The organism is Streptomyces djakartensis, from assembly GCF_014651075.1.
Classification (GTDB): Bacteria; Actinomycetota; Actinomycetes; order Streptomycetales; family Streptomycetaceae; genus Streptomyces; species Streptomyces djakartensis.
Genome location: NZ_BMWE01000026.1, coordinates 1 through 23,929 on the forward strand (window position 1 = coordinate 1; position 23,929 = coordinate 23,929).

Annotated in this window: 17 protein-coding genes; 8 read left to right on the forward strand and 9 right to left on the reverse strand. The window is 72.7% G+C overall.

Annotation, left to right across the window (positions count from 1 at the left end):
- The 5 genes from IE212_RS30700 to IE212_RS30720 form a co-directional block, all read left to right on the forward strand.
- A partial coding sequence (locus IE212_RS30700) for a PucR family transcriptional regulator (protein ID WP_190201241.1) occupies positions 1–546 on the forward strand: 546 nt, incomplete at its 5' end.
- 123 nt (positions 547–669) lie between these two features.
- On the forward strand, positions 670–2,166 hold the full coding sequence (locus IE212_RS30705) for an ABC transporter substrate-binding protein (RefSeq protein ID WP_190201242.1): 1,497 nt from the start codon (positions 670–672) through the stop codon (positions 2,164–2,166).
- Positions 2,163–3,917 carry an ABC transporter permease subunit gene (locus tag IE212_RS30710; RefSeq protein WP_229864654.1) on the forward strand — a complete coding sequence of 585 codons (1,755 nt, stop codon included), beginning with the start codon at positions 2,163–2,165 and terminating at the stop codon, positions 3,915–3,917. Before IE212_RS30705 ends, IE212_RS30710 begins: the two co-directional genes overlap by 4 nt.
- Entirely contained in the window at positions 3,907–4,875 is a 969-nt protein-coding gene (locus IE212_RS30715) for an ABC transporter ATP-binding protein (protein ID WP_190201243.1), read from the forward strand. The genes IE212_RS30710 and IE212_RS30715 overlap by 11 nt, the downstream gene beginning before the upstream one ends.
- Complete coding sequence (locus IE212_RS30720) at positions 4,872–5,552, forward strand: ATP-binding cassette domain-containing protein (protein WP_190201244.1); 681 nt, start codon at positions 4,872–4,874, stop codon at positions 5,550–5,552. Before IE212_RS30715 ends, IE212_RS30720 begins: the two co-directional genes overlap by 4 nt.
- Here IE212_RS30720 and IE212_RS30725 read toward each other — a convergent pair.
- The gene (locus IE212_RS30725; protein WP_190201245.1) at positions 5,539–6,123 is read right to left on the reverse strand and encodes a TetR/AcrR family transcriptional regulator; all 585 of its coding nucleotides are present in this window, start codon (positions 6,121–6,123) and stop codon (positions 5,539–5,541) included. The genes IE212_RS30720 and IE212_RS30725 overlap by 14 nt on opposite strands.
- 86 nt (positions 6,124–6,209) lie before the next feature.
- Between IE212_RS30725 and IE212_RS30730 the strand changes: the two genes are divergently transcribed.
- Complete coding sequence (locus tag IE212_RS30730) at positions 6,210–7,748, forward strand: MFS transporter (RefSeq protein WP_190201246.1); 1,539 nt, start codon at positions 6,210–6,212, stop codon at positions 7,746–7,748.
- A 56-nt stretch (positions 7,749–7,804) separates the two neighbouring features.
- Here IE212_RS30730 and serA read toward each other — a convergent pair whose 3' ends face one another.
- From serA to IE212_RS30760, 6 genes are all read right to left on the reverse strand, one after another.
- Positions 7,805–9,394 (reverse strand): phosphoglycerate dehydrogenase, encoded by a 1,590-nt coding sequence (gene serA / locus IE212_RS30735; protein ID WP_190201247.1) that lies wholly within the window; start codon positions 9,392–9,394, stop codon positions 7,805–7,807.
- A 300-nt stretch (positions 9,395–9,694) separates the two neighbouring features.
- Positions 9,695–10,693: a ketol-acid reductoisomerase gene (gene ilvC / locus IE212_RS30740; RefSeq protein ID WP_190201248.1), complete on the reverse strand. Its 999-nt coding sequence runs from the start codon at positions 10,691–10,693 to the stop codon at positions 9,695–9,697.
- A gap of 121 nt (positions 10,694–10,814) precedes the next feature.
- Positions 10,815–11,339 carry an acetolactate synthase small subunit gene (ilvN, locus tag IE212_RS30745; RefSeq protein WP_114255472.1) on the reverse strand — a complete coding sequence of 175 codons (525 nt, stop codon included), beginning with the start codon at positions 11,337–11,339 and terminating at the stop codon, positions 10,815–10,817.
- Positions 11,340–11,375: 36 nt separating this feature from the next.
- Positions 11,376–13,220: an acetolactate synthase large subunit gene (locus tag IE212_RS30750; RefSeq protein ID WP_190201249.1), complete on the reverse strand. Its 1,845-nt coding sequence runs from the start codon at positions 13,218–13,220 to the stop codon at positions 11,376–11,378.
- Positions 13,221–13,450: 230 nt separating this feature from the next.
- Positions 13,451–16,507: a putative bifunctional diguanylate cyclase/phosphodiesterase gene (locus IE212_RS30755; RefSeq protein WP_190201250.1), complete on the reverse strand. Its 3,057-nt coding sequence runs from the start codon at positions 16,505–16,507 to the stop codon at positions 13,451–13,453.
- A 374-nt stretch (positions 16,508–16,881) separates the two neighbouring features.
- Entirely contained in the window at positions 16,882–17,832 is a 951-nt protein-coding gene (locus IE212_RS30760) for a 2-hydroxyacid dehydrogenase (protein WP_190201251.1), read from the reverse strand.
- 77 nt (positions 17,833–17,909) lie between these two features.
- Here IE212_RS30760 and IE212_RS30765 point away from each other — a divergent pair, with 77 nt between their 5' ends.
- Together IE212_RS30765 and IE212_RS30770 are read left to right on the forward strand one after the other, a co-directional pair.
- Positions 17,910–18,908 (forward strand): aldo/keto reductase, encoded by a 999-nt coding sequence (locus IE212_RS30765; RefSeq protein WP_190201252.1) that lies wholly within the window; start codon positions 17,910–17,912, stop codon positions 18,906–18,908.
- Between the two features lie 301 nt (positions 18,909–19,209).
- Positions 19,210–20,376, forward strand: coding sequence for a PQQ-dependent sugar dehydrogenase (locus tag IE212_RS30770; RefSeq protein ID WP_229864655.1), 1,167 nt, complete (start codon positions 19,210–19,212; stop codon positions 20,374–20,376).
- 36 nt (positions 20,377–20,412) lie between these two features.
- Here the strand turns inward: IE212_RS30770 and IE212_RS30775 are convergent, their stop codons facing one another.
- Positions 20,413–20,601, reverse strand: coding sequence for a DUF6191 domain-containing protein (locus IE212_RS30775; protein WP_190201253.1), 189 nt, complete (start codon positions 20,599–20,601; stop codon positions 20,413–20,415).
- Positions 20,602–20,651: 50 nt separating this feature from the next.
- The gene (locus IE212_RS30780; protein WP_190201306.1) at positions 20,652–23,702 is read right to left on the reverse strand and encodes a helix-turn-helix transcriptional regulator; all 3,051 of its coding nucleotides are present in this window, start codon (positions 23,700–23,702) and stop codon (positions 20,652–20,654) included.
- Between the last annotated feature and the right edge of the window lie 227 nt (positions 23,703–23,929).

Sequence of the window (23,929 nt, forward strand, 5' to 3'; positions counted from 1 at the left end):
CACCGCGGCGGCGCCCCCGGCGGCCCACGCCGAACCCCCACCGACACGTCCGGCGCGACCGGCGATCCGGCCCCCCGCAATCCGGTCGGCACGGCCGCCCGACTGCGTGGGGCCGCCCCGTACGGCGGCTCCCGCGGGCCCGCCGCCGGTGTCGCCACCCCCCGCTCCGGCCTTGCCGAGCTGGGTACGGCCTGGTGGGAGGCGGCTGCGGCGACGCGGGCGGCGCTGGCCGAGACGCGGCTGGGCCCGGTCGCGCGGTGGTCGTCGATCGGCCCGTTCCGGCTGCTGACCGCGCTGCCGCCGGACGTGGCCCGGGACCCCGTCGTGGACGCCCTCGTCACCCCCGGCCGGCAGGAGCTCGCCCGTACCGCCGAGGTGTACCTCGACTGCGCCGGCCAGGCCGCCCGCGCCGCCGCCGAACTGGGCATCCACCGCCAGACCCTCTACTACCGCCTGTCCCGGATCGAGAAGCTCACCGGCCTCGACCTGGACGACGGCGAGGACCGTCTGCTGCTGCACATGGCCCTGAAGGCACACCGGCTCTGAGGGACTGCCCGGTCCCCTGGTGACCGGCTCCCCATGTGATCCGAACGGCAATTGTTGAAAACGATTATCAATGCTACGGTCGGCGCGTCCCCGGTTTGACCACCCCTTTACCCGGAGGGTCCCGTGCGCCTGCCCGCTCGCCGCCTGCTTCCCGCCACCGCCCTCACCACCGCCTCCGTGCTGCTCACGGGCTGCTTCACCGGTACGGAACCGGCCTCGGACGCCTCCGGATCCGAGGGGAGACGCATCCGCGTCGCCATGCTCCTGCCACCCCGCTCCGGCCTCTCCCCGCTCTCCGACGACGCGTTCAAGCTGTCCCGCTGGTCCACCGCCGAGACCCTGGTCAGCCTGGACGCGGAAGGCGACGCGCGCCCCGCCCTGGCCACCGGGTGGACACGGTCCGGGAAGACCTGGACGTTCACCCTCCGCGAGGGCGTCACCTTCCACGACGGCACGAAGCTCACCGCCGCAGCCGTCGTCAACTCCCTCACCAGGGCGGCCACCGCCTCCCCCAAGCCCCGCATCCTCGACGGCGTGGATCTCACCGCGAAGGCCGACGGAGACCGGGTCGCCGTCACCACCGGCACCGAGGACCCCCTGGTGCCGCAGCGCCTCAGCTCCCCGCAGCTGTCCGTCCTGGCGGCCAGGGCATACCGGGGGAAGACGGTGAACCCCGTCGGCGCGGGCACCGGCCCGTTCGAGCTGACCCGGGTCAACGGCACCTCCTCCGCCGCCCTCGACCGCTACGACGGCTACTGGGGCAAGCAGGCCAAAGCCCCCGGCATCGACGTGAAGTACGTGCCCGACGGCACCGCCCGCGCGGCGGCGCTCCGCAGCGGCGAGGCCGACATCGTCGAGGCGATCCCCGTCTCACAGGCCGCCGTCCTCGACCAGGACCTCATCACCGAGGTCCCCATGCCGCGCACCAACACCCTGTACCTCAACACGGAGAAGGGCACCTTCCGGGACCCCGCGCTGCGCGCCGCCGCCCGCGAGGCCATCGACGCCGGGTCGATCGTGAAGGGCGTCTACGAGGGCCGCGCCGACGTCGCCCACGGTCTGCTCGGGCCCGCCCTCCCCTGGGCCGCCGGCCTGCGCACACCCGTCGAGCGCGCCAAGGCCGGTGATCCGGCGGGCAGGACGGTCACCATCGGCACGTACACCGACCGCCCCGAGATGCCCGAGGTCGCCGCCGCGCTGCAACAGCACCTGAAGAAGGCCGGGTTCAGGGTGAAGCTGGACGTGCGCGAGTACGCGAACATCGAGTCCGACGCCCTCGCGGGCCGCTTCGACGCGTTCATCCTCTCCCGCGCCACCGTCCTCGACTCCGGCGACCCGGCCGCGTACCTCTACAGCGACTTCGCCTCCGACGGCACCTTCAACCTGGCGCGCCTGTCGGACCCGCGGGTCGACGAGGCGCTGAGGAAGGCCGCCGACACCCCGGTCGGCGACGCCCGCCGCAAGGCGGTCGTCGAGGCCGAGGCAGCCGTCCTCGCCCGGGACGCGGCGATCCCCATGCTCCACGAGCGCGTGATCCAGGGCGACGCCGCCGCAGTGGTGAACGCCGCGCACGACCCGCGCGAGCGGGAACTCGTCACGGCGGAGACCTACGTCAAGTGAAGTCCCCGGTGAAGAACGCGGCCGGGCTGACCCGCTGCGTCGGCCTCCTCGCCGTCCTGGGCGTCGTCGGGCTCCTGCCCTGGCTCTCCCACCGCGACCCGGCGCTCACCGTGCTGCGGGCCCGGTCGGCCGAGCAGGAGGCGACCGAGGAGGCCCTCGCCGCGATCCGCGCGGACCTCGGTCTCGACGCCGGTCCGCTCTCCCTGCTGGGGCGATGGTCCGGGCACCTGCTGCGCGGCGACTTCGGCACCTCGTGGGTGTCGGGCCATGACGTCCTGCCGTCGGTGCTCGCCGGGCTCCAGGTGTCACTGGCGCTGATGGGCGCGGCCCTCGGCGTGGCGGTGCTGCTGGCCGCCGCGCTGGTGGCGCCGGTGCTGGTGCGCGGGCGCGGCTCGGCCGGGGCGTTCGCCGCCATGCCGGCCGCCGTACCCGAATTCCTGCTGGCCATCGTCGTCCTGCTGGTGTTCGGGGTGTGGCTGGGGTGGCTGCCGACGTCGGGCTGGGAGAGCGCCGAGTACCTGGTGCTGCCCGCGCTGGCGCTCGGCGTCCCGGCGGGCGGGCTGCTCGGGCGGCTGGTCGCGGACGCGCTGCCCGCCGTGCTCGAGGAGCGCTGGGTGGAGCTGTGGCGGGGCGCCGGGGTGAGCCGGGCCCGGATCGCGGGGGCGGCGCTGCGGCGCGTCCTGCCGCCGCTGGTCCCACAGTTCGGGATGGTCGCCGTCGGTCTGACCGGCGGGGCGGTGGCCGTGGAGACGGTGTTCGCGGTGCCCGGCATCGGCCGTACCGCCCTCGGCGCGGCCCGGTCGCAGGATCTGCCGCTGCTGCAGGGCTCGGTCCTCGCACTGCTGCTGCTCGGCCTGGTCGCGGGCGCGCTGGCGGCGGGCGTACGGCACCGGCTGCTCGGGCCCGCCCTGCGGGACGCCGGGCTGACGCTGCCCGCGGCCCGCCCGGTCCGCGCGCACCCGGCGGTGCCGGTGACACTGGCCGCCGTCCTGCTGCTCGCCATCGGCTGGGGCCTGCTGCGCGACCCGTACACCGTGGACACCACCGTCCGGCTCGCCGCGCCCTCCTGGGCGCACCCGCTCGGCACCGACGGTCTGGGCCGTGACGTGCTCGCCCGGCTGGGGCACGGCGCCGCGGCGACGGTCGGCACGGCGGCGGGCATCTGCCTGCTGAGCCTGCTGATCGCGCTGGTACTCGGCTTCCTGCCCGGGATCGGGGCGGGCGCGGCGGACATCGCCAACGCCCTGCCCCCGGTGATCGTCGGCATCCTGGTCGCGGCGGCCACGGGACCCGGCACCGGCGGGGCGGCCCTCGCGGTGGCACTGATCTCCTGGCCCGCCCTGTCCGCGCACGCGGCGGCGCTGGTGCAGGAGGTGCGGGCGTCGGCCTTCCTGACGGCCCAGCGGGCCATCGGGGCGAGCCCGTGGTGGATCCTCACCCGGCATGTCCTGCCGTCCGTGGCCGCCCCGGTCGCCCGCCACGCCCTGCTGCGCCTGCCGGGCATCGCCCTGGCCCTGGCCTCCCTCGGCTTCCTGGGACTGGGCGCCCAGCCGCCCGCCCCCGAGTGGGGCCTGCTGCTGGAGGAGTCCCGGGCCTACGTGGAACGCGCCCCGTGGGCGGCCCTCGCCCCGGCGGTGGCGCTGGCCCTGCTGGCCGGGCTCGCGGTGTCGGGTGCGGCCCTCACACAGGGCCGGAGAGTACGGCGAGCCACCTCGGCTCCGGCCAGGAAGGAGACCCCCGTTGGAGCCTGAGGCACTGCTGTCGGTGCGCGAGCTGCGGATCGCCTTCGACGGGATCGAGGCCGTGCGCGGCCTGTCCTTCGACATCCGCCCGCGTGAGGTGCTGGCGGTCGTCGGTGAGTCGGGTGCGGGCAAGTCCCTCATGGCCCGGGCGCTCCTCGGGATGCTGCCGCGCGGCGCGGCCACGAGCGGGACGATCAGCCCGGACCTCTCGGCCCACCGCGGCCACCGTATCTCCCTCGTCCCGCAGGACGCCCTGTCGGCGCTGTCCCCCGTGCACCGGGTGGGCGACCAACTCGCCGCCGCCGTACGGTCGGTGGCCCGGGTCTCCCGCAAGGAGGCCAAGGCCCGGGCGGTCGCGGCCCTGGACCGCGTCGGCATCCCGGACGCGGCACGCCGGGCACGGGCGTATCCGCACGAGTACTCCGGCGGGATGCGGCAGCGCGCGGTGATCGCCATGGCCACCGTCAACGAACCGGGCATCGTGGTCGCCGACGAGCCCACCACCGCCCTCGACGAGGAGCACCGCGACCAGGTGCTGGAGCTGCTCGCCGAGCAGCGGGAGGCGGTCGGCGCCGCGCTGGTCCTGGTCACGCACGACATGGACGCCGTGGGCGGGCACGCGGACCGGGTCCTGGTCATGTACGCGGGCCGGCTCACCGAACTCGGCCCCGCCGACCAGGTGCTGGCCCGTCCCCGTGCCCCCTACACGGCGGGCCTGCTGGCGTCCCTCCCGCGGAACGCCGCCCCGGGCCGCCGGCTCCCCGCCCTGCCCGGCGCGCCGCCCGCCCCGGGCACCCCGGCACCGGGGTGCGCGTTCGCGCCGCGCTGCCCACTGGCGGCCGGCCCCTGCCACACGGCGGAGCCGGAACCCCGGGAGGCGGCCGGGCGTCTGGTCGCCTGCCACCGCTGGGAGGAACTCCCCCACCCGGCGCACGACCTGTTCCTCCAGGAGCCCCAGCCCGCATGAGTGATGCCCTGCTCGACGTCCGCGACCTGGTCGTCCGCTACGGCCCGGCCACCGCCGTGGACGGCGTCTCCTTCTCCCTGGCCGCGGGCGAGACCCTCGCCCTGAACGGCCCGTCCGGCTGCGGCAAGTCCTCCACGGCGCTGGCGGTCCTCCAGCTGCGCCGCCCGTCCGCCGGTGAAGTCCACTTCGAGGGACGGGAGCTGACGTCCCTCACCGAACGCGAGCTGCGTCCGCTCCGCCCTCGCATGCAGCCCGTCTTCCAGGACCCGTACGGCTCGCTGAGCCCCCGCCACCGCATCCGCGACGCCGTCGCCGAACCGCTGAAGGTCCAGGGCCGCTGGCACCCCGCCGACGGACCGGCCCGGGTCTGCGGACTCCTCGACCGGGTCGGCCTCGACCCGGCGTACGGCGACCGCCTCCCGCACGAGCTGTCCGGCGGCCAGTGCCAGCGCGCCGGCATCGCCCGCGCCCTGGCCGCCGGCCCACGCCTGCTGGTCCTGGACGAGCCGGTGTCGTCACTCGACCCGTCGGTGCGGGCGGGCGTGCTGAACCTCCTCGCCGACCTCCAGGACGACCTGGGCCTCGGCTACCTGTTCATCTGCCACGACCGGACGGTGGTACGGCACTTCGCGGACCGGGTGATCGAGATGCGCGACGGGCGCGTCACTTCCGGGTAGCGGCCTCGATCACCTGACGCAGCCCCTCGGTGAGCGCGTCGGCGTCGGGCGCGCGCTCCGGGTCGAAGTTCCACTGCGTGATGAGGCCCGTCATCAGGGTCGTGTAGAACCTGCCGAGCGTGTCCAGGGTCTCGTCCGGGATGTCCTCTTCACGGACGCCCATGAAGAGCGCGACCAGGGCACGCTCGGCATCCCGCTGCTGCTGCGCCAGATGGTCGCGCACCACGGGCAGCTGGTCACCCATGGCCACGATCTCCACACTCAGGCGCCACATCGAGCCGGGCTCCCGCATGGTCCCGATGATGTTGGACCACACCTCCTGGAACCGCTCCAGCGAGCCGGGCTCAGCCGCGCTCCCCCCGGGCCCTTCCCCCTCGAAGGCGTCGGAGAGCTCACCGACCAGCGCCAGGTACGCCTCCGCGAGCAGCGCGTCCTTCGAGCCGTAGTGGTAGCCGATCGACGCCAGGTTGGTCCCCGACTCCTTGACGATGTCGCGCGCGGTCGTGCGCACGAACCCCTTCGCCAGCAGGCAGCGCTTGGCGCCTTCAAGCAGATCCTCGCGGTGTCCCATGGCCCGCCACCTTACCGCAGCATTCAGACAGGCGTCTTAAACAACCGTACTAGACAAGCGTTTAAGACGCTCGTACAGTCCTGCCCATGACGACTGAACCGCACCCTCCCGCCCTCGCCGGGCGCCGTGAATGGACGGCTCTCGGCGTGCTGATGCTGCCGCTGTTACTGGTCTCGATGGACGTGTCCGTCCTCTACTTCGCGATCCCCGCCATCAGTGCCGATCTCGAGCCGAACGCCGCACAACAGCTGTGGATCTTCGACATCTACGGCTTCGTCCTGGCGGGCCTGCTGATGACGATGGGCTCCCTGGGCGACCGCATCGGCCGCCGCAGGCTCCTGCTGGCCGGTGCCGCCGCCTTCGGTACGGCGTCCCTGGTCGCGGCCTACGCCGGCAGCGCCGGGACCCTGATCGCCGCCCGCGCCGTCCTCGGCATCGGCGGCGCGACGCTGATGCCGTCGACGATGGCGCTGGTCCGCACGATGTTCACCGACCCCGGGCAGCGCACCAAGGCGATCGGTGTGTGGTCGGGCGTGATGACGGCGGGCATCGCGCTCGGCTCGGTGATGAGCGGCGTCCTCGTCGAGCACTTCTGGTGGGGCTCGGTCTTCCTGGTCAACCTGCCCGCGATGCTGCTGCTCCTGGTTCTGGGCCCGTTCCTGCTCCCCGAGTCGCGGAACCCGCGCCCGGGCCGCTTCGACTGGCTGAGCGTCCCTGTCTCGATGGCGGCGGTGCTCCCCGTGATCTACGGCCTGAAGGAGCTGGCGTCACAGGGCTGGAACGTGCGCTACGTGATGTCGGTGACGCTCGGGCTGCTGTTCGCCGCGCTGTTCGCCCACCGCCAGCGCACCACGGTCTCCCCGCTGATCTCGCCGGAGCTGTTCCGGTGCCGCGGTTTCACCCCGGCCGTCGTCCTCAACCTCGTCGCCGCCTTCGGCATGATGGGCTCGGCCTACTTCACGACCCAGTACATCCAGTCGGTCCTGGACAAGGGTCCGCTCGAAGCGGCGCTGTGGAGCCTGCTGCCGTCGGTGCCCATCGGACTCGCGGCGCCTGTGAGCGCACAGCTCGTGCGGCGCGGTGTTCCTCGCGCGTACGTGGTCGGCGCGGGCTTCGCGGTCAGCGCGTGCGGCTACGTGATGCTGGCACTGGCCGGCACGGACTCCCTCTGGCTGCTGCTGGCCGCGTGCGCCGTGCTGGCCTGCGGCATCGTCGCCGTCATGTCCCTGGTGGCCGATCTGGCCCTGAGCGCCGCCCCGGTGGAGAAGGCGGGCGCGGCGTCGTCACTGCTGGAGACCGGCACCGAGTTCGGCGGCGCGCTGAGCATGGCGTTTCTCGGCTCCATCGGTACGGCCGTCTACCGCCACGAGATCCCGGCCTCGCCCGCACCGGCCCGCGAGACCCTGGGCGGCGCCCTGGCCGTCGCCGACCGGCTGCCGGAGCGCGCGGGAGACGCCCTGGCGACGGCGGCACGCGAGGCCTTCACCAGCGGCATGCACGCGGCGGCGGTCACGGGCGCGGTGCTGCTGACCGTGGCGGCGGCAGCGGCGATGGTGACTCTGCGGCGGGTCCAGGTACCGGAAAACGCCGGACGGGCTGATCAACTCAGTCCGTCCGGCGCTTGAGGACGAGCCCGTTCAGGGCGAACGGGGGTCTGGGGGCGCGGCCCCCAGGCGGGGCCTCAGGCCAGGTTCACCGAACGGGCCGACGTCGCGCCGATCTCCGCCGCCACCTCGGCCAGCACACCGGAGGTCACCGTGTCGTCGACGGTCAGCACGGCCAGCGCCTCGCCACCGGCCACGGCCCGCGACACCTGCATGCCGGCGATGTTGATGCCCGCCTCGCCCAGGATGCGGCCCACGGTGCCGACGACACCCGGCCGGTCCTCGTACTTCAGGACCACCATGTGGTCGGCGAGCGCGAGGTCGACGTCGTAGTCGCCGACGGCGACGATCTTCTGGAGGTGCTTCGGGCCGGCCAGCGTGCCGGAGACCGACACCTCCTCGCCGTCGGCGAGGGTGCCGCGCACCGTGACGACGTTGCGGTGCTCGGTCGCCTCGGAGCTGGTGGTCAGCCGGACCTCGACACCGCGCTCCTGCGCGAACAGCGGCGCGTTGACGTAGGAGACCGTCTCGTCGACGACGTCCTCGAAGACACCCTTGAGGGCCGACAGCTCCAGCACCTTCACATCGTGCTGGGTGATCTCGCCGTACACCTCGACGTCGAGGCGGACCGCGACCTCGCCGGCGAGCGCCGTGAAGATCCGGCCGAGGCGCTCGGCGAGCGGCAGGCCCGGCTTGACGTCCTCGGCGATGACCCCGCCCTGCACGTTCACCGCGTCCGGCACCAGCTCACCGGCGAGGGCGAGGCGCACCGAGCGGGCGACCGCGATGCCGGCCTTCTCCTGCGCCTCGTCGGTGGAGGCACCGAGGTGCGGGGTGCACACGACCTGGTCGAACTCGAAGAGCGGGGAGTCCGTGCAGGGCTCCTTCGCGTAGACGTCGAGACCGGCGCCGGCGACCCGGCCCTCCTTGAGGGCGGAGTACAGCGCCTCCTCGTCGACGATCCCGCCGCGCGCGGCGTTCACGATGCGCACGCTCGGCTTGACCTTGCGCAGCGCCTCGTCGCCGATCAGGCCGAGGGTCTCCGGGGTCTTGGGGAGGTGGACGGTGATGAAGTCGGAGACTTCGAGCAGCTCGTCCAGCGACAGCACCTTGACACCCATCTGCGCGGCCCGCGCGGGCTGGATGTAGGGGTCGTAGGCGACGACCTTCATGCCGAAGGCGGACATGCGCTGGGCCACGAGCGCGCCGATGCGGCCGAGGCCGACGACACCGAGGGTCTTCTCGGCGAGCTCGACACCCGTGTACTTGCTGCGCTTCCACTCGCCGTTCTTCAGCGCGGCGTTGGCCTGCGGGATGTGGCGGGCGGTGGCGACGAGGAGACCGCAGGCGAGCTCGGCGGCGGTCACGATGTTCGAGGTGGGGGCGTTGACGACCATCACGCCGGCCTTGGTGGCGGCGGAGACGTCCACGTTGTCCAGGCCGACGCCGGCTCGTGCGACGACCTTGAGCTTGCTCGCGGCGGCGATCGCCTCGGCGTCGACCTTGGTGGCCGAGCGGATCAGGATCGCGTCCACGTCGGCGATGGCCGGGAGCAGCTCGGCCCGGTCCGCGCCGTTGCACTGGCGGATCTCGAAGTCCGGGCCAAGCGCGTCGACGGTGGCGGGCGACAGCTCTTCAGCGATGAGTACGACGGGTTTCGAGCTCACGTGAGTCCTCACAAGTCCATTGCTGCGGACGGCCGTCCCGACGGCCGCAGGCGGTGGAGGGGGGCTAGCCGCGTGGAAGACGCACGACGCTGTGGGCCTGACGCGTATGTAGTGCAGCAGTCTAGTGGCGCCGGGGGCGTCGTTCTGTGCCGCTGCGGAAGGATCACCCGTCCGTGGCCGGACGGAATGGACAACGCCGCACCACCGACGTTACCCCGGGTCGGCCTGAGGGGTCCGCTCATGGTGAAAGGACCCCTCAAGGGGCCGGGGCGGTCGGCCCCGGCCCCTCGGCCCTGAGGCTTACGCCTCCTCGTTCACCCAGCTCATGAGCTTGCGCAGCTCCTTGCCGGTGGTCTCCAGCAGGTGCTCGGAGTCCTGCTTCTTGTACTCGTTGTACTTCTTCAGACCGCCGTGGTACTCGTCCATCCAGTTACGGGCGAAGGAGCCGTCCTGGATCTCGGCGAGGACCTTCTTCATCTCGGCCTTGGTGGCGTCCGTGATGATGCGCGGGCCGGTGACGTAGTCGCCCCACTCGGCGGTCTCGGAGATCGACCAGCGCATCTTCTCCAGGCCGCCCTCGTACATGAGGTCCACGATCAGCTTCAGCTCGTGCAGGCACTCGAAGTACGCGATCTCCGGCTGGTAGCCGGCCTCGGTCAGCGTCTCGAAACCGGCCTTGACCAGCGCGGCCGTACCACCGCAGAGGACGGCCTGCTCACCGAACAGGTCGGTCTCGGTCTCCTCGGTGAAGGTCGTCTTGATGACACCGGCACGGGTGCCGCCGATGCCCTTGGCGTACGACAGGGCCAGCGCGAAGGCGTCTCCGGAGGCGTCCTGCTCGACGGCGGCGATGCAGGGAACGCCGCGGCCCTCCTCGTACTGGCGGCGGACCAGGTGGCCCGGGCCCTTCGGGGCGACCATGCAGACGTCCACGCCGGCCGGGGGCTTGATGAAGCCGTAGCGGATGTTCAGGCCGTGGCCGAAGAACAGCGCGTCGCCGTCGCTCAGGTTCGGGGCGATGTGCTCCTCGTAGACCTGGGCCTGGATCGGGTCCGGGACGAGGATCATGATGACGTCGGCCTCGGTGGCGGCCTCCGACGGGCTCACCACGCGCAGGCCCTGCTCCTCGGCCTTGGCCTTGGACTTGGAGCCCTCGTGCAGACCGACGCGGACGTCGACACCCGAGTCACGGAGCGACAGCGCGTGGGCGTGGCCCTGGCTGCCGTACCCGATGACCGCGACCTTGCGGCCCTGGATGATGGACAGGTCGGCGTCGGCGTCGTAGAACAGCTCGGCCACTTTGGGTTCTCTCCTCGGGAGTGCAGGTGTTGCGTCCCACCGTATGACGGAGGGCGGAAGGGAAGTCTGAGGGTCTCGGAATACGGGCGGCCGACGGCGCGCCGACCGCCCGTTTTCCGTCTTACGCCGATCGGTCGAGGGCGCGCAGCGACCGGTCCGTGATGGAACGGGCACCGCGGCCGATCGCGATCGTGCCGGACTGGACGAGCTCCTTGATGCCGAACGGCTCCAGCATCTTGAGCATCGCGGAGAGCTTCTCGCCGGATCCGGTGGCCTCGATGGTGACGGCCTCCGGGGAGACGTCGACGGTCTTGGCGCGGAACAGCTGGACGATCTCGACGATCTGGGAACGCGTCTCGTTGTCGGCGCGCACCTTCACCAGGACGAGTTCGCGCTGCACCGCCTGCGACGGCTCCAGCTCGACGATCTTCAGGACGTTGACGAGCTTGTTGAGCTGCTTGGTGACCTGCTCCAGCGGCAGGTCCTCCACGCCCACGACGATGGTGATGCGGGAGATGTCGGGGTGCTCGGTGACGCCGACCGCGAGCGAGTCGATGTTGAAGCCGCGGCGGGAGAACAGGGCGGCGATCCGGGCGAGGATGCCGGGGGTGTTCTCCACCAGGACGGAGAGCGTGTGCTTGGACATGATCTGCTTCCTCTGCTTGAAAGTCCTGGATGGCTCTCAGTCGTCTTCGTTGTCGCCGAAGTCGGGGCGGACGTCCCGGGCGGCCATGATCTCGTCGTTGGAGGTGCCGGCGGCGACCATCGGCCAGACCATCGCGTCCTCGTGGACGATGAAGTCGACGACGACGGGGCGGTCGTTGATGGAGTTCGCCTCTTCGATGACCTTGTCGAGGTCGTCCGGGGACTCGCAGCGGATGGCGTAGCAGCCCATGGCCTCCGACAGCTTCACGAAGTCGGGGACCCGGGTGCCGCGGGCCTGAGGGTTGACGTCGTCCGGGCCGGAGTGCAGGACGGTGTTGGAGTACCGCTGGTTGTAGAAGAGGGTCTGCCACTGGCGGACCATCCCGAGGGCGCCGTTGTTGATGACGGCGACCTTGATCGGGATGTTGTTCAGGGCGCAGGTGGTGAGCTCCTGGTTGGTCATCTGGAAGCAGCCGTCGCCGTCGATGGCCCAGACGGCCCGCTCGGGCGCTCCGGCCTTGGCGCCCATGGCCGCCGGGACGGCGTAGCCCATGGTTCCGGCGCCGCCGGAGTTCAGCCAGGTGCCCGGCTTGTCGTACTCGATGAAGTGGGCGGCCCACATCTGGTGCTGGCCGACGCCCGCCGCGAAGATCGTGCCCTCGGGGGCGAGCCGCCCGATGCGCTCGATGACCTGCTGCGGGGAGAGCGAGCCGTCGTGCGGCTGGTCGTAGCCGAGCGGGTAGGTCTCGCGCCAGCGGTTCAGGTCGTTCCACCACATGCCGTAGTCGCCCTGGTGGCCCTCGCCGTGTTCTTTCTGCACGGCCTGGATCAGGTCGGCGATGACCTCGCGGGCGTCGCCGACGATCGGCACGTCGGCGGCGCGGTTCTTGCCGATCTCGGCCGGGTCGATGTCCGCGTGGACGATCTTGGCCAGGGGGGCGAAGCTGTCCAGCTTGCCGGTGACGCGGTCGTCGAAGCGGGCGCCGAGGGCGACGATCAGGTCGGCCTTCTGCAGGGCGGTGACGGCGGCCACCGAGCCGTGCATGCCGGGCATGCCCAGGTGCTGCGGGTGGTTGTCGGGGAACGCGCCGAGCGCCATCAGGGTGGTGGTCACGGGCGCGCCGGTGAGCTCGGCGAGGACCTTCAGCTCGGCGGTGGCCCGGGCCTTGAGCACACCGCCGCCGACGTAGAGCACGGGGCGCCGGGCCTGGGTGATCAGCTTGGCGGCCTCGCGGATCTGCTTGGCGTGCGGCTTCGTCACCGGGCGGTAGCCGGGCAGGTCCATGGCGGGCGGCCAGGAGAAGGTGGTCTTCGCCTGGAGGGCGTCCTTGGCGATGTCGACCAGGACCGGGCCGGGACGGCCGGTGGAGGCGATGTGGAACGCCTGGGCGATGATCCGCGGGATGTCCTCGGCCTTGGTGACGAGGAAGTTGTGCTTGGTGATCGGCATGGTGATGCCGACGATGTCCGCCTCCTGGAAGGCGTCCGTGCCGATCGCCTTGGACGCCACCTGGCCGGTGATCGCGACCAGTGGCACGGAGTCCATGTGCGCGTCGGCGATCGGGGTGACCAGGTTGGTGGCGCCGGGACCGGAGGTCGCCATGCAGACGCCGACCTTGCCGGTGGCCTGCGCGTAGCCGGTGGCGGCGTGACCGGCGCCCTGCTCGTGGCGGACCAGGACGTGGCGCACCCTGGTGGAGTCCATCAGCGGGTCGTAGGCCGGGAGGATCGCACCGCCGGGAATGCCGAATACCGTGTCGGCGCCGACCTCCTCGAGAGAGCGGATGAGGGACTGCGCGCCCGTCACCTGCTCGGGGGCGGAGTGTCCTCCGGATCGGGGCCGGGGCTGCGGGTGGTGGGCCCCGGTGGCCTGCTCGGTCATCGGCATTCTCTTCTCAGATGCTGAGGGTTTATGCGAGGTTTGTGCGGTATTCGGTTGTCGCACGAAGGGCGCCTGTGCAACAAAAAACCCCTCGTGCCATAAGGCAAGCGAGGGGAGCGCGCCGGGTGGGATCGCTGAGCGGTCGAGGCTCAGCGTCAGCCGACGCGCTTTCCAAGTACGAGAATTCGGGTGCGCATGGCACAGACCCTCTCGCCGACGCACACTCACTGTCAAGTGGGTGGGACGGGAGTCTCAGCATGTGAGCGAATAACCCTTCCGCCTCCGATGACGGCGGCCACGCCCGAGCTGTACACCCGCGGGACGCCACCCGCGAACGCCGGCTCGGCCGGTCCGTCCGGCACCGGATAGTGGCCGGAGGTGAGCGCCCGGCGCAGCCGGTACTCGTCCAGCGGCCCGGAGAACGCCATGCCCTGCCCGTGGGTGCAGCCCATCTCGCGCAGGGTGACGAGCTGCTCGGGCAGGTCCACCCCGTCGGCCACGGACTTCAGCCCGAGGTCGTTCGCGATCCGCAGCAGCCCGCTGGTGATCTTGTACAGGCGCGCGGACTCGACCACTCCCTCGACCAGGCCCCGGTCCAGCTTCAGGACGTCGACGGGAAGCCGCCTGAGCGCCGTGATCGCCCCGTAGCCACCGCCGAAGCCGTCGAGTGCGATCCGGACCCCGACCCGCCGCAGGGCACCGAGACGCCGCTCCAGCTCGTCCAGCGAGACCCTCGGGTCGGCGTCGGACAGCTCGATGATCAGCGACCCGGACGGCAGCCCGTGTCGCGTGAGCAGCGCTTCGATGGTGCCGAACGGCATCGACCGGTCCACCAGCCGGCGGGCGCTCATCCGGACGACGACCGGCACGGACAGCCCTCTGGCGTGCCGCTCGGCGGCCTGTCCGACGGCCTCCTCGATCATCCAGCGGTTCAGCTCGGCGGTCTTGTCGCTGTCCTCCGCCACACGCAGGAACTCCGCGGGGGTGAAGAGCACCCCCTGGGAGGAGCGCCAGCGCGCCTGTGCGGACACCGAGGTGATCCGGCCGTCCTCCAGGCGGACCACCGGCTGGTGCAGCAGCGCGAACTCGCCGTCGTGCAGCGCGGCCCGCAGGCGCGTGGCCAGCTCGGCCTTGCGTACGACGTCCTGCTGCATCTGGGGCTTGTACAGCTCGACGCGGCCCTTGCCGCCGGCCTTGGCCCGGTACATGGCGAGGTCGGCGTTGCGCAGCAGCTCGCCCGCGCCGAGGCCCCGCTCCGCGAAGGCCACGCCGATGGAGGCGTTGACCCGGACATCGTTGCCGTCGATGAGGTAGGGCTGGGACAGCGTCGCCCTGAGGCGTTCGGCGAGCTCCAGGATGTGCCGCTGGCGGGCCTCCCGGTCACGGGTGTTGTCCCCGACGATCAGGGCAGCGAACTCGTCGCCGCCCAGCCGGGAGGCGGTGTCGCCCTGCCGGACCGACTCGTGGAGTCTGCGGGCGGCCTGCACGAGCAGTTCGTCCCCGGCCTGGTGCCCGATCGTGTCGTTGACGGCCTTGAAGCCGTCGAGGTCGATGAAGAGCACGGCCGTGTTCCGCAGGGCCACGCCCCGGTCGGAGGCGCGGCGGCCCGAGAGGGCGTGCTGGACGCGCTTGGTGAACAGGGCGCGGTTGGGCAGGTCGGTGAGCGGGTCGTGCTCGGCGTTGTGCTGCAACTGGGCCTGCAGCCGCACCCTTTCGGTCACGTCCCTGCTGTTGAAGATGAGGCCGCCGTGGTGGCGGTTGACGGTCGACTCGACGTTCAGCCAGCCTTCCCCGCTCTCCGCCTCGCCCGAGCGGGAGGTGCCCCCACCGCCGGACCGGAAACGGCACTCGATACGTGTGGTGGGTTCCTCTGCCGGGTCGGCGGCGAGGAACCGCCGCACCTCGTGCACGACGCAGCCGAGGTCCTCCGGGTGGATGAGGTTGGCCAGTTCCGTACCCACCAGTTCCTCGGCCGGGCGCCCGTAGACACCGGCGGCGGCCGGGGAGACATAGCGCAGGACGCCGCTGGGGGCGGCGATCATGATGACGTCGCTGGAACCCTGCACCAGGGAGCGGAAGTGGTTCTCCTTCTGCGCCAGTTCCTGGGTGAGGGTGATGTTGTCGAGCAGCATGATGCCCTGGCGCACGACGAGCGCGAGCACGACCGTGCCGCCGGTCAGCAGGACCACGCGGTCGACGCTGCGGCCGTTGAGGACGTTGTAGAGGATGCCCAGGGTGCACACGGCGGCCGCGAGGTACGGCGTGAGAGCGGCGAGGGAGCCGGCGATGGGCCGGGACGGGGGGTAACGGAGGTGCTCGCTTCCCGGCAGGGGCGGGTGCTGGTGCGGGCCGCTGCGCGGTCCGGGCACGCGCTCCTGCACCACGCGGTTCCGTCCCGCCGTGCCCGGCCGGTCCGGTCCGTGCCGGTCGCTCTCCGGCGTGCGGGGCGCGGCCCAGGGGGCGTACGCCAGGAGCAGCGAGCCGGCGAACCAGCCCGCGTCGAGCAGCTGGCCCGAGCGGTAGTCGTAGTGCATCAGCGGTGAGGTGAACAGGGCGTCGCACATCACGGTGAGCGCGAGCGCGCCGATCGCGGTGTTGACCGCCGAGCGGTTCACCGCCGACCGCCTGAAGTGCAGCGCGAGCACCATGCTGACCAGCGCGATGTCGAGCAGCGGATAGGCCAGGGACAGCGCGATGTGCGCCACGCCGGGGCCTTCCGACTTCGCGGCCTGGGCGAGGGCGAGGCTCCACGCCAGGGTGAGCAGCGAGCCGCCGATCAGCCAGGCGTCCAGCCCGAGGCAGACCCAGCCGGCCTTGGTCACGGGCCGCTTGGCGAGCACGAGCAGCCCGACGATCGCGGGCGGCGCGAAGCACAGGAAGAACAGGTCGGCGTAGCTGGGGCTGGGCACGGGCACTCCCAGGACCACCTCGTACCACCCCCAGACCAGGTTGCCCAGGGAGGCCATCGCCGAGGAGAGGCCGAACAGCAGCCAGGCGGATCGAAAGCGGGTGCGGCGGCTGCGGGCGCACAGGAAACACGACACGGTGGCGGCCGCCGCCGCGGCGCTCAGCCCGAAGTCGCCCATGATCAGGGCCAGTCGGTACGAACCCCAGCCGAACGCGGATCCGAGGGCGTATCCCGCGCAGACCAGGGCGAGCACGAGTTGGAGGGCGGGGCCGGACCCGCGCCCGGCGGCCGCCGTGCGGGACAGCGGCGCTCCCGGTGACGCGGGCTGGGCCCGCAGCGCCCCGTCGAGCGTGGGGGTGGAGGCCGGGGGCGCGCTCACCGGGCGCTCCCGCTCCGCGCCGCTCCCGGGTCCCGCGGTGCCCGGTGGCTCTCGCCGGTGTGATGGTCGCCGTGGTGGGTGTGGTGGCCGCCGTGATCGGCGTGGTGACCGCGTCCGCGCGCGGCCGTCCGCCCGGGTCGCCGCCGGCAGCCCCGCCCCGTCGGATCGCTCGTCCAAAGGCCGTGCATCGCCTGTCGCCCCCCTCACAGTCCGAAGTGTCCGTCCCCGGCGCCGGATGTCCGCGGCGCTGCCCCTGTCGGACGATACACCAGTCTCGTCACTCAGGGACATAGGTTCTCTACTCTGCGTGACGACCAGCGGATATATGAGTACCCAGCGCGCCCGGAGGATTGCGGACGGTACCCAAGTTCGGATCAGCCGGTTGATGCACCCGTCGTGAGGATCACGTTGCGGAGCGGCTCCCGGTTCACATAACGCTTCAACTGGTCCACCAGGAGCCGCCTGGCGCGCGGCAGGAACGCTGAGCTGGGTCCGCCGACGTGCGGGGTGATGAGTACCCCCGGCGCACGCCACAGGGGGTGCTCGCGCGGCAGGGGCTCGGGGTCGGTGACATCGAGGGCGGCGGTGATGCGGCCGCTCTCCAGCTCGCCGAGCAGGGCCTTGGTGTCCACGACGGAGCCGCGGGCGATGTTGACCAGGAGCGCGCCGTCCTTCATCCGGGACAGGAAGTCGGCTCCGGCCAGGCCGCGGGTGGTCTCGGTGAGCGGGGTCGACAGGATGACGACGTCCGCCTCCGGGAGCAGCGCGGGGAGTTCGGTGAGCGGGTGCACCGGCCCGCGCGCCGTGGTGCGCTCAGAGCGCGCGACGCGCGCCACCCGCGCCACCTCGAACGGAATGAGCCGGTCCTCGATGGCGGCGCCGATCGATCCGTACCCGACGATGAGGACGTTCTTGTCGGCGAGCGCGGGCCGGAACCCGGCGAGCCACTCGCCCCGGCCCTGCGCCCGGACGAAGTCGGGGACGCCGCGCAGCGAGGCCAGGATCAGCGTGAGGGTGAGCTCCGCGGTGCTGGCCTCGTGCACCCCGCGCGCGTTGCACAGCCGCACCCCCGGGCGCAGGTGCTCCAGCCCCGGCTGCACGTGGTCGATGCCGGCGGTGAGGGTCTGCACGACCTCCACGTTGCTCATCCGCGGCAGGGGGCGTACGCAGAGCGGACTGGGCTTCATGTAGGGGACGACGTAGAAGGCGCAGTCGGCCGGGTCCGCGGGGAACTCGTCCTCGCCGTTCCAGAAGCGGTAGGCGGGGCCCTCGGGGAGTCCCTCGATCTCGTCCGGCGGGATGGGCAGCCACACGTCAGCAGTCATGCTCTGGAGGCTATGTCAGGAGGCCGCGGCGGCAGAGGTTAGGTTGGGGTGGCCGGAACAGGGAGGGTCACGACCAGGTGGAGCGCAGGACGATCGGCGCGGCGGCGCTCGCGGTGGGGGCCGTCGGACTCGGGTGCATGCCGATGAGCTGGGCGTACAGCGCGTCGCGGCGGCGTGGTGACGAGTCACTCAGGGCGGTGCACCGGGCGCTGGATCTGGGGTGCTCCCTGCTGGACACGGCCGACATGTACGGCCCGTTCACCAACGAGCTGCTGGTGGGGCGGGCGTTGAAGGAGCGGCGGTCCGACGCGTTCGTCTCGACGAAGGCCGGTCTGCTCGTCGGCGACCAGCACATCGTCGCCAACGGCCGCCCCGGGTACGTCAAAAGGGCCTGCGACGCCTCGCTGCGCCGCCTCCAGACGGACGTCATAGATCTCTACCAGCTGCACCGCGCCGACCCGGAAGTCCCGGTCGAGGAGACCTGGGGCGCGATGGCGGAGCTCGTCCGGGCCGGGAAGGTAAGGGCGTTGGGCCTGTGCGCGGTGGGCGCGCCGGCCGGCCGCCGCTCCGGGAGCCGGCCGCACGACGCGACGATCCGGCAGCTGGAGCGCGTGCAGCAGGTGTTCCCGGTGAGCGCCGTGCAGGCGGAGCTGTCGGTGTGGTCACCGCAGGCGCTGGAGACGTTGCTGCCGTGGTGCGCGACGCGGGGCGTCGGCTTCCTCGCCGCGATGCCGCTCGGCAACGGCTTCCTGACCGGCAGACTGCGGCCCGGTGCGGGCTTCGAGGCGGACGACCTGCGGGCCAGGCACCCCCGCTTCACGGCCGAGATGATGGCCGCCAACCAGCCGATCGTCGCGGGCCTGCGGCGCGTTGCCCGCCGCCACGGTGACCACGTCACGCCCGCCCAGGTCGCCCTCGCCTGGGTCCTCGCCCAGGGCCCCCACGTGGTCCCGGTCCCGGGCGCGAAGCAGGAACGCTGGGTCACGGAGAACGCGGCCGCGACGCGCCTGCGCCTGACGGCCGAGGATCTCAGAGAGGTGGCGGGCCTGCCGCCGGCCCAGGGATCGTGGGACTGATCGCTGGCGCCGCGGCAGGCAACGTTCGCCCCGTCGCGACGCCCGGCACGCTCCCTCGATCTCTCGGCTCCGCTCGAGCAGGGCGGTACCCGCACTCGCCGCGCACCGGACGCCGCTCCATGACGGGCAAACGTTGCCTGCCCCGGCACAAGCCGGCGGCCGAGCGGCCGGTGGGGGACCTTCGGGGGCAAACCCCCTCACGATGCCGCGCTCCTGCTTCGGGGTTCACTGATCGGGAACTCGGCGGCCGCGGGAGGTGTATGACAGGGAGAACCCGCCGCCGCTCGAAGGGACCAGGATCGTGCATCGTCGAGCCGTGCCGGCCGTGCTGGCCGCCGCTCTCCTGCTGACGGCCGGCTGCTCCTCCGGCGACGGAGCGTCGTCCGGCCCCGACGAGGGAGCCTCCTCCCCCGGCCGTACGTCACCGCAGTCCTCCGCACCGGCGGGGCACGCCGCCGGAGAGACACCTCCCGCGAAGGGCTCGGTGAAGGTGGTGCGCACCGTCGCGGAGGGCCTCAACTCGCCCTGGGGCCTCGCCCCGCTGCCGGGCGGCGGCCTTCTCGTCTCCTCCCGGGACGAGGGGACCATCGTCCGGGTCGACGAGAAGACCGGCAGGAAGACCGAGCTGGGCGAGGTGCCGGGCGTATCGGCCGCGGGCGAGGGGGGCCTGCTCGGGATCGCCCTGTCCCCGGACTTCGCCTCGGACCACATGGTCTACGCGTACTTCACCTCGGTCTCCGACAACCGCGTCGTCCGCATGATCTACGACGCGAACAAGCCCGCCGGCGAGCAGCTGGCCGCGCCCGACACGGTCTACCGGGGCATCCCCAAGGGCTTCATCCACAACGGCGGCCGGATCGCGTTCGGCCCGGACAAGATGCTGTACGTCGGCACGGGCGAGAGCGGTGACACGGGCCTGTCCCAGGACCGGGACTCCGTGGGCGGCAAGATCCTGCGGCTCACGCCGGAGGGCGAACCCGCACCGGGCAACCCGTTCCCGGACTCACCGGTGTACTCGTACGGCCACCGCAATGTGCAGGGCCTGGCGTGGGACACCGAGCGGCGGCTGTTCGCCTCGGAGTTCGGCCAGGACACCTGGGACGAGCTCAACGCGATCGAGCCGGGCGGCAACTACGGCTGGCCCGAGGCCGAGGGCAGGTCCGGCGACAGGCAGTTCCGCAACCCGGTCGAGCAGTGGAGTACGGCCGAGGCCTCCCCCAGCGGCATCGCCTTCGCCGAGGGGTCGGTCTGGATGGCGGGCCTGCGCGGCAAGCGGCTCTGGCGCATCCCGCTCAACGGCACCGAGGCATCGGCCCGACCGCAGGCCTTCCTGGAGGGCGACTACGGCCGGCTGCGCACGGTGGTCCGGGCGGGCGGCGACCGGTTGTGGCTGGTGACCAGCAACACGGACGGCCGGGGCAATCCGAAGGACGGGGACGACAGGATCCTCGAGGTGCGGGTGAGCTAGCCGGTGCCGGGCAGGCGCTGGGGGGCCGGGCCCCGGTCACTCCCCGGAGGGTGAGGGGCCGGGCTGCTTCGACGGGCGGACCACGACCTTCCCGGACGCCAGGTCTATCGGACCGCGCCAGGGATCGCTGTCCCCGACGTCCTCCTTGGTCAGCTCCAGGCGGGCGCGCTCGTCGCGGGTGTGTTTGCGGCCGGGCGAGAACAGTTCCTCGAAAACGTTGAACACGGATCCTCCCTGAACCGTGACAACCCCCGAAGTCCCTTACAGCGTAAACCTCAGCCCGGCGAACCGGGCAGGAGCGATTCGGCCGGGAACATGCCCAGGCGGTGTGCCACCGCCGCGGCCTCGCCCCGCCCGGAGACACCCAGCTTGGCCAGGATGTTGGAGACGTGGACGCTCGCGGTCTTCGGTGAGATGAACAGTTCCTCGGCTATCCGGCGATTGGTGCGGCCGTCGGCGACCAGGCGCAGCACGTCCCGTTCGCGGCTGGTGAGGCCGAGTGCCGCGGCGGGGTCCGCGGGGGCCGGCCGGAGGGCGGGCGTGAGCGGGAGGCGGGCGCGCTGGGCGAGGGCTTCCGCGGCGTCGGCGAGCGGCCGGGCGCCGAGGTGGCGGGCGACGGCGCGGGCGAGGCGGAGCAGTTCGGTGGCGCGGTCGCGCTCGTCGTCCCCGCCGCTCTCCGTCAGCAGGGACTCCGCCAGCCGGTACCGGACGCGGGCGAGGTCGTAGGGCCGCCCCAGTGGTTCGAAGGCACTGACCACCTCCGACCAGGCGTCCGGGGTGCTGCGGCCTTCCGCGCGGTGGAGTTCCGCGCGCACCCACCGCTCGTGGGCGAGCCAGACGGGGGCGTTGGCGATGAGCTGCTTGGCGGCCCCGAGGATGCCGGCCAGCACCTCCTCGCGGCCCTCCTGCGCGGTGGGCAGCGTCCGGGCGTCGGCCTCGGCCGCGGCCGCTTCGAGCAGCAGCGGCCAGGCGTAGCGCTGGGTGCCGGGCGGGAAGCCGGACTCCAGGGTGCGGGCCAGTTCGGCGCGGGCGTCGTGGAGGCGGCCCTCCGCGACGGCGATCCTGAGGGTGAGGCAGGCGATCGGGAGGTCGTGCTGCGGCATGGGGTCGTGGGGGCCGTAGGAGGCGCGGCCCCCGGCGAGATGCCGCCCCGCCTCGGGCACCTCGCCCCGGGCGAGCGCGAGGAACGCCAGGCTGTTGGCTCCCGACCCGGACGGCGCCGCCGTCTGCCCGCGCCGCTGGGCGCTGACCGCCGCCTCGGCGGCCTCGTCCCAGCGGCCTAGGGAGATGAGCGATTCGGCGAGGTTGCTCCAGATCCAGGCCTCGGCCACCCGCAGCCCCATCCTCCCCGTGAGCCGCAGGCCCTCCTGGAGGATGCCGACGGATTCCTCGGAGCGGCCGACACCTTCGAGCACGGAGGGCAGGTTCACATGGCTGCGGCCCACGACCGTGGCGAGACCGCGCGCCACCACCTCGTCCCTGACCTCGTACATGTGGGTCAGACCCGCCTCGACCTGTCCGGCGTCGACCATGAGTCCGCCGAGTGTGAGCCGGGCGTTGGACTCGATGTCGTCGGCGCCGACCATGCGCGCGTACTCGACGGCCCGCTCGGCGGCGGTCAGTGCCTCGGGGCCGGGTTCGTGCAGATACGACCAGTGGGCGGCGGTGGCGAGCACCTCGGCGTGCACCTCGGACGGCGGCAGGCCGCGCACCAGGCCCTGCGCGGTGGCGATCTCCTTCCAGCCGTCGCCGCGGGCGAGGCTCTGTACCAGCCGGGAGCGCTCGACCCAGAACCAGGCGGCGCGCTGGGGGTCGTCCTCCTCGTCCAGCAGGCGCAGCGCGCGTTTGGCGATCTTCAGGGCGCGTTCGCGCTCTCCGCAGAGCCGTCCCGCGACGGTCGCCTCGGCCAGCAGGTCGAGGTACCTCAGCGCGGTGGTGGCCGGGTCGCAGCCGCAGGGCGGGTAGGCCTCGGCGTAGTCGACGGGGCGCAGGATGTCGCGCACGGCGTCAGGGGCGTTGTCCCACAGTTCCATCGCCCGTTCCAGCAGCCGCAGTTGCTCGGCGTAGGCGTGCCGGCGGCGCGCCTCGGCGGAGGCGTCGAGGACGGCGGGCAGGGCCTTGGCCGGGTCGTGGGCGTGGTACCAGTAGCTGGCCAGGCGGGTGGCGCGCTGGTCGGCGGGGACGAGGGCCGGGTCGCTCTGAAGGGCTTCGGCGTAGCGGCGGTTGAGGCGGGAGCGTTCGCCGGGGAGCAGGTCGTCGCTGACGGCCTCGCGGACCAGGGAGTGGCGGAAGCGGTAGCCGTCGCCGCCGGGCGCGGGCGTGAGGATGCCGGCGTTCACGGCGGCCCGCAGCGCCTCGATGAGGTCGTCCTCGGTGAGCCGGGCGACGGCGGCCAGCAGCCGGTACTCGACGGTGGAGCCGCCCTCGGCGACGATCCGGGCGACCTGCTGGGCGGACTCCGGGAGCCCTTCCACGCGGACCAGCAGCAGATCGCGCAGGGAGTCGGTCAGGCCGGTGCGGCAGCCCTGGTGGGCGGCGACGGCGAGTTCCTCGACGAAGAAGGCGTTGCCGTCGGAACGTTCGAAGATGGCGTCGACCTGGTCCGGGTCGGGTTCCCGGGCGAGGATGCCGGCGATCTGGAGGCACACCTCGTCGCGGGTGAAGCGGGCGAGTTCGAGGCGGCGGACGCTGCGGAGCCGGTCGAGCTCGGCGAGCAGGGGTCTCAGCGGGTGGCGGCGGTGGATGTCGTCGGAGCGGTAGGTGGCGAGGACGACGAGGCGGCCCGTGCGCAGGGTGCGGAAGAGGTAGGCGAGCAGGTGCCGGGTGGAGGCGTCGGCCCAGTGCAGGTCCTCCAGGGCGAACACGACGGTGTGCTCGGCGGCGACGCGCTCCAGCAGGCGGACGGTGAGCTCGAACAGGCGGGCCGTGCCGTCCTCGTCGTGCCGGCCCGCCTCGCGTGCGGCCGCCGTGCCGATCTCGGGGAGCAGGCGGGCCAGTTCCTCCTCCTGCCCGGCCGCCGCGGCGGCGAGCTGCTCCGGCAGTTCGCGGCGCAGAGCGCGCAGCGCGGTGGAGAACGGCGCGAACGGCAGTCCGTCGGCGCCGATCTCGACACAGCCGCCGAGCGCGACGACCGCGCCCCGCCGGCGGGCGGCACCGGCGAACTCCTCGAGGAGGCGGGTCTTGCCGACTCCGGCCTCGCCGCCGATGAGCAGCGCCTGGGGATCGCCGGCGGCGGCGCCGGCGAGCACCTCGTCCAGCGTGCCCAACTCGGCGGCCCGGCCGATGAACACGGGGCTTACGGACCTGGTCTCCACGGCCCCGAGCATCGCACGCGGGCCCGGCGGCACGGCACCGCTTTTCCCACGGCCGGCCGGACGGGCGGCTCCGGGGGCGGCGACGACACCCGCGACGGTCCCGGCCGGGACGACCACAGCACCCGCACCGGTCTCACCCGGAACGGCCCCGGCACGGGCAGCCGTCTCCCCAGGCACGGGCACGGCACCGCCGACCGCCCCCGCCGGGACGACCCCAGCGCCCCCAACCACCCCCACCG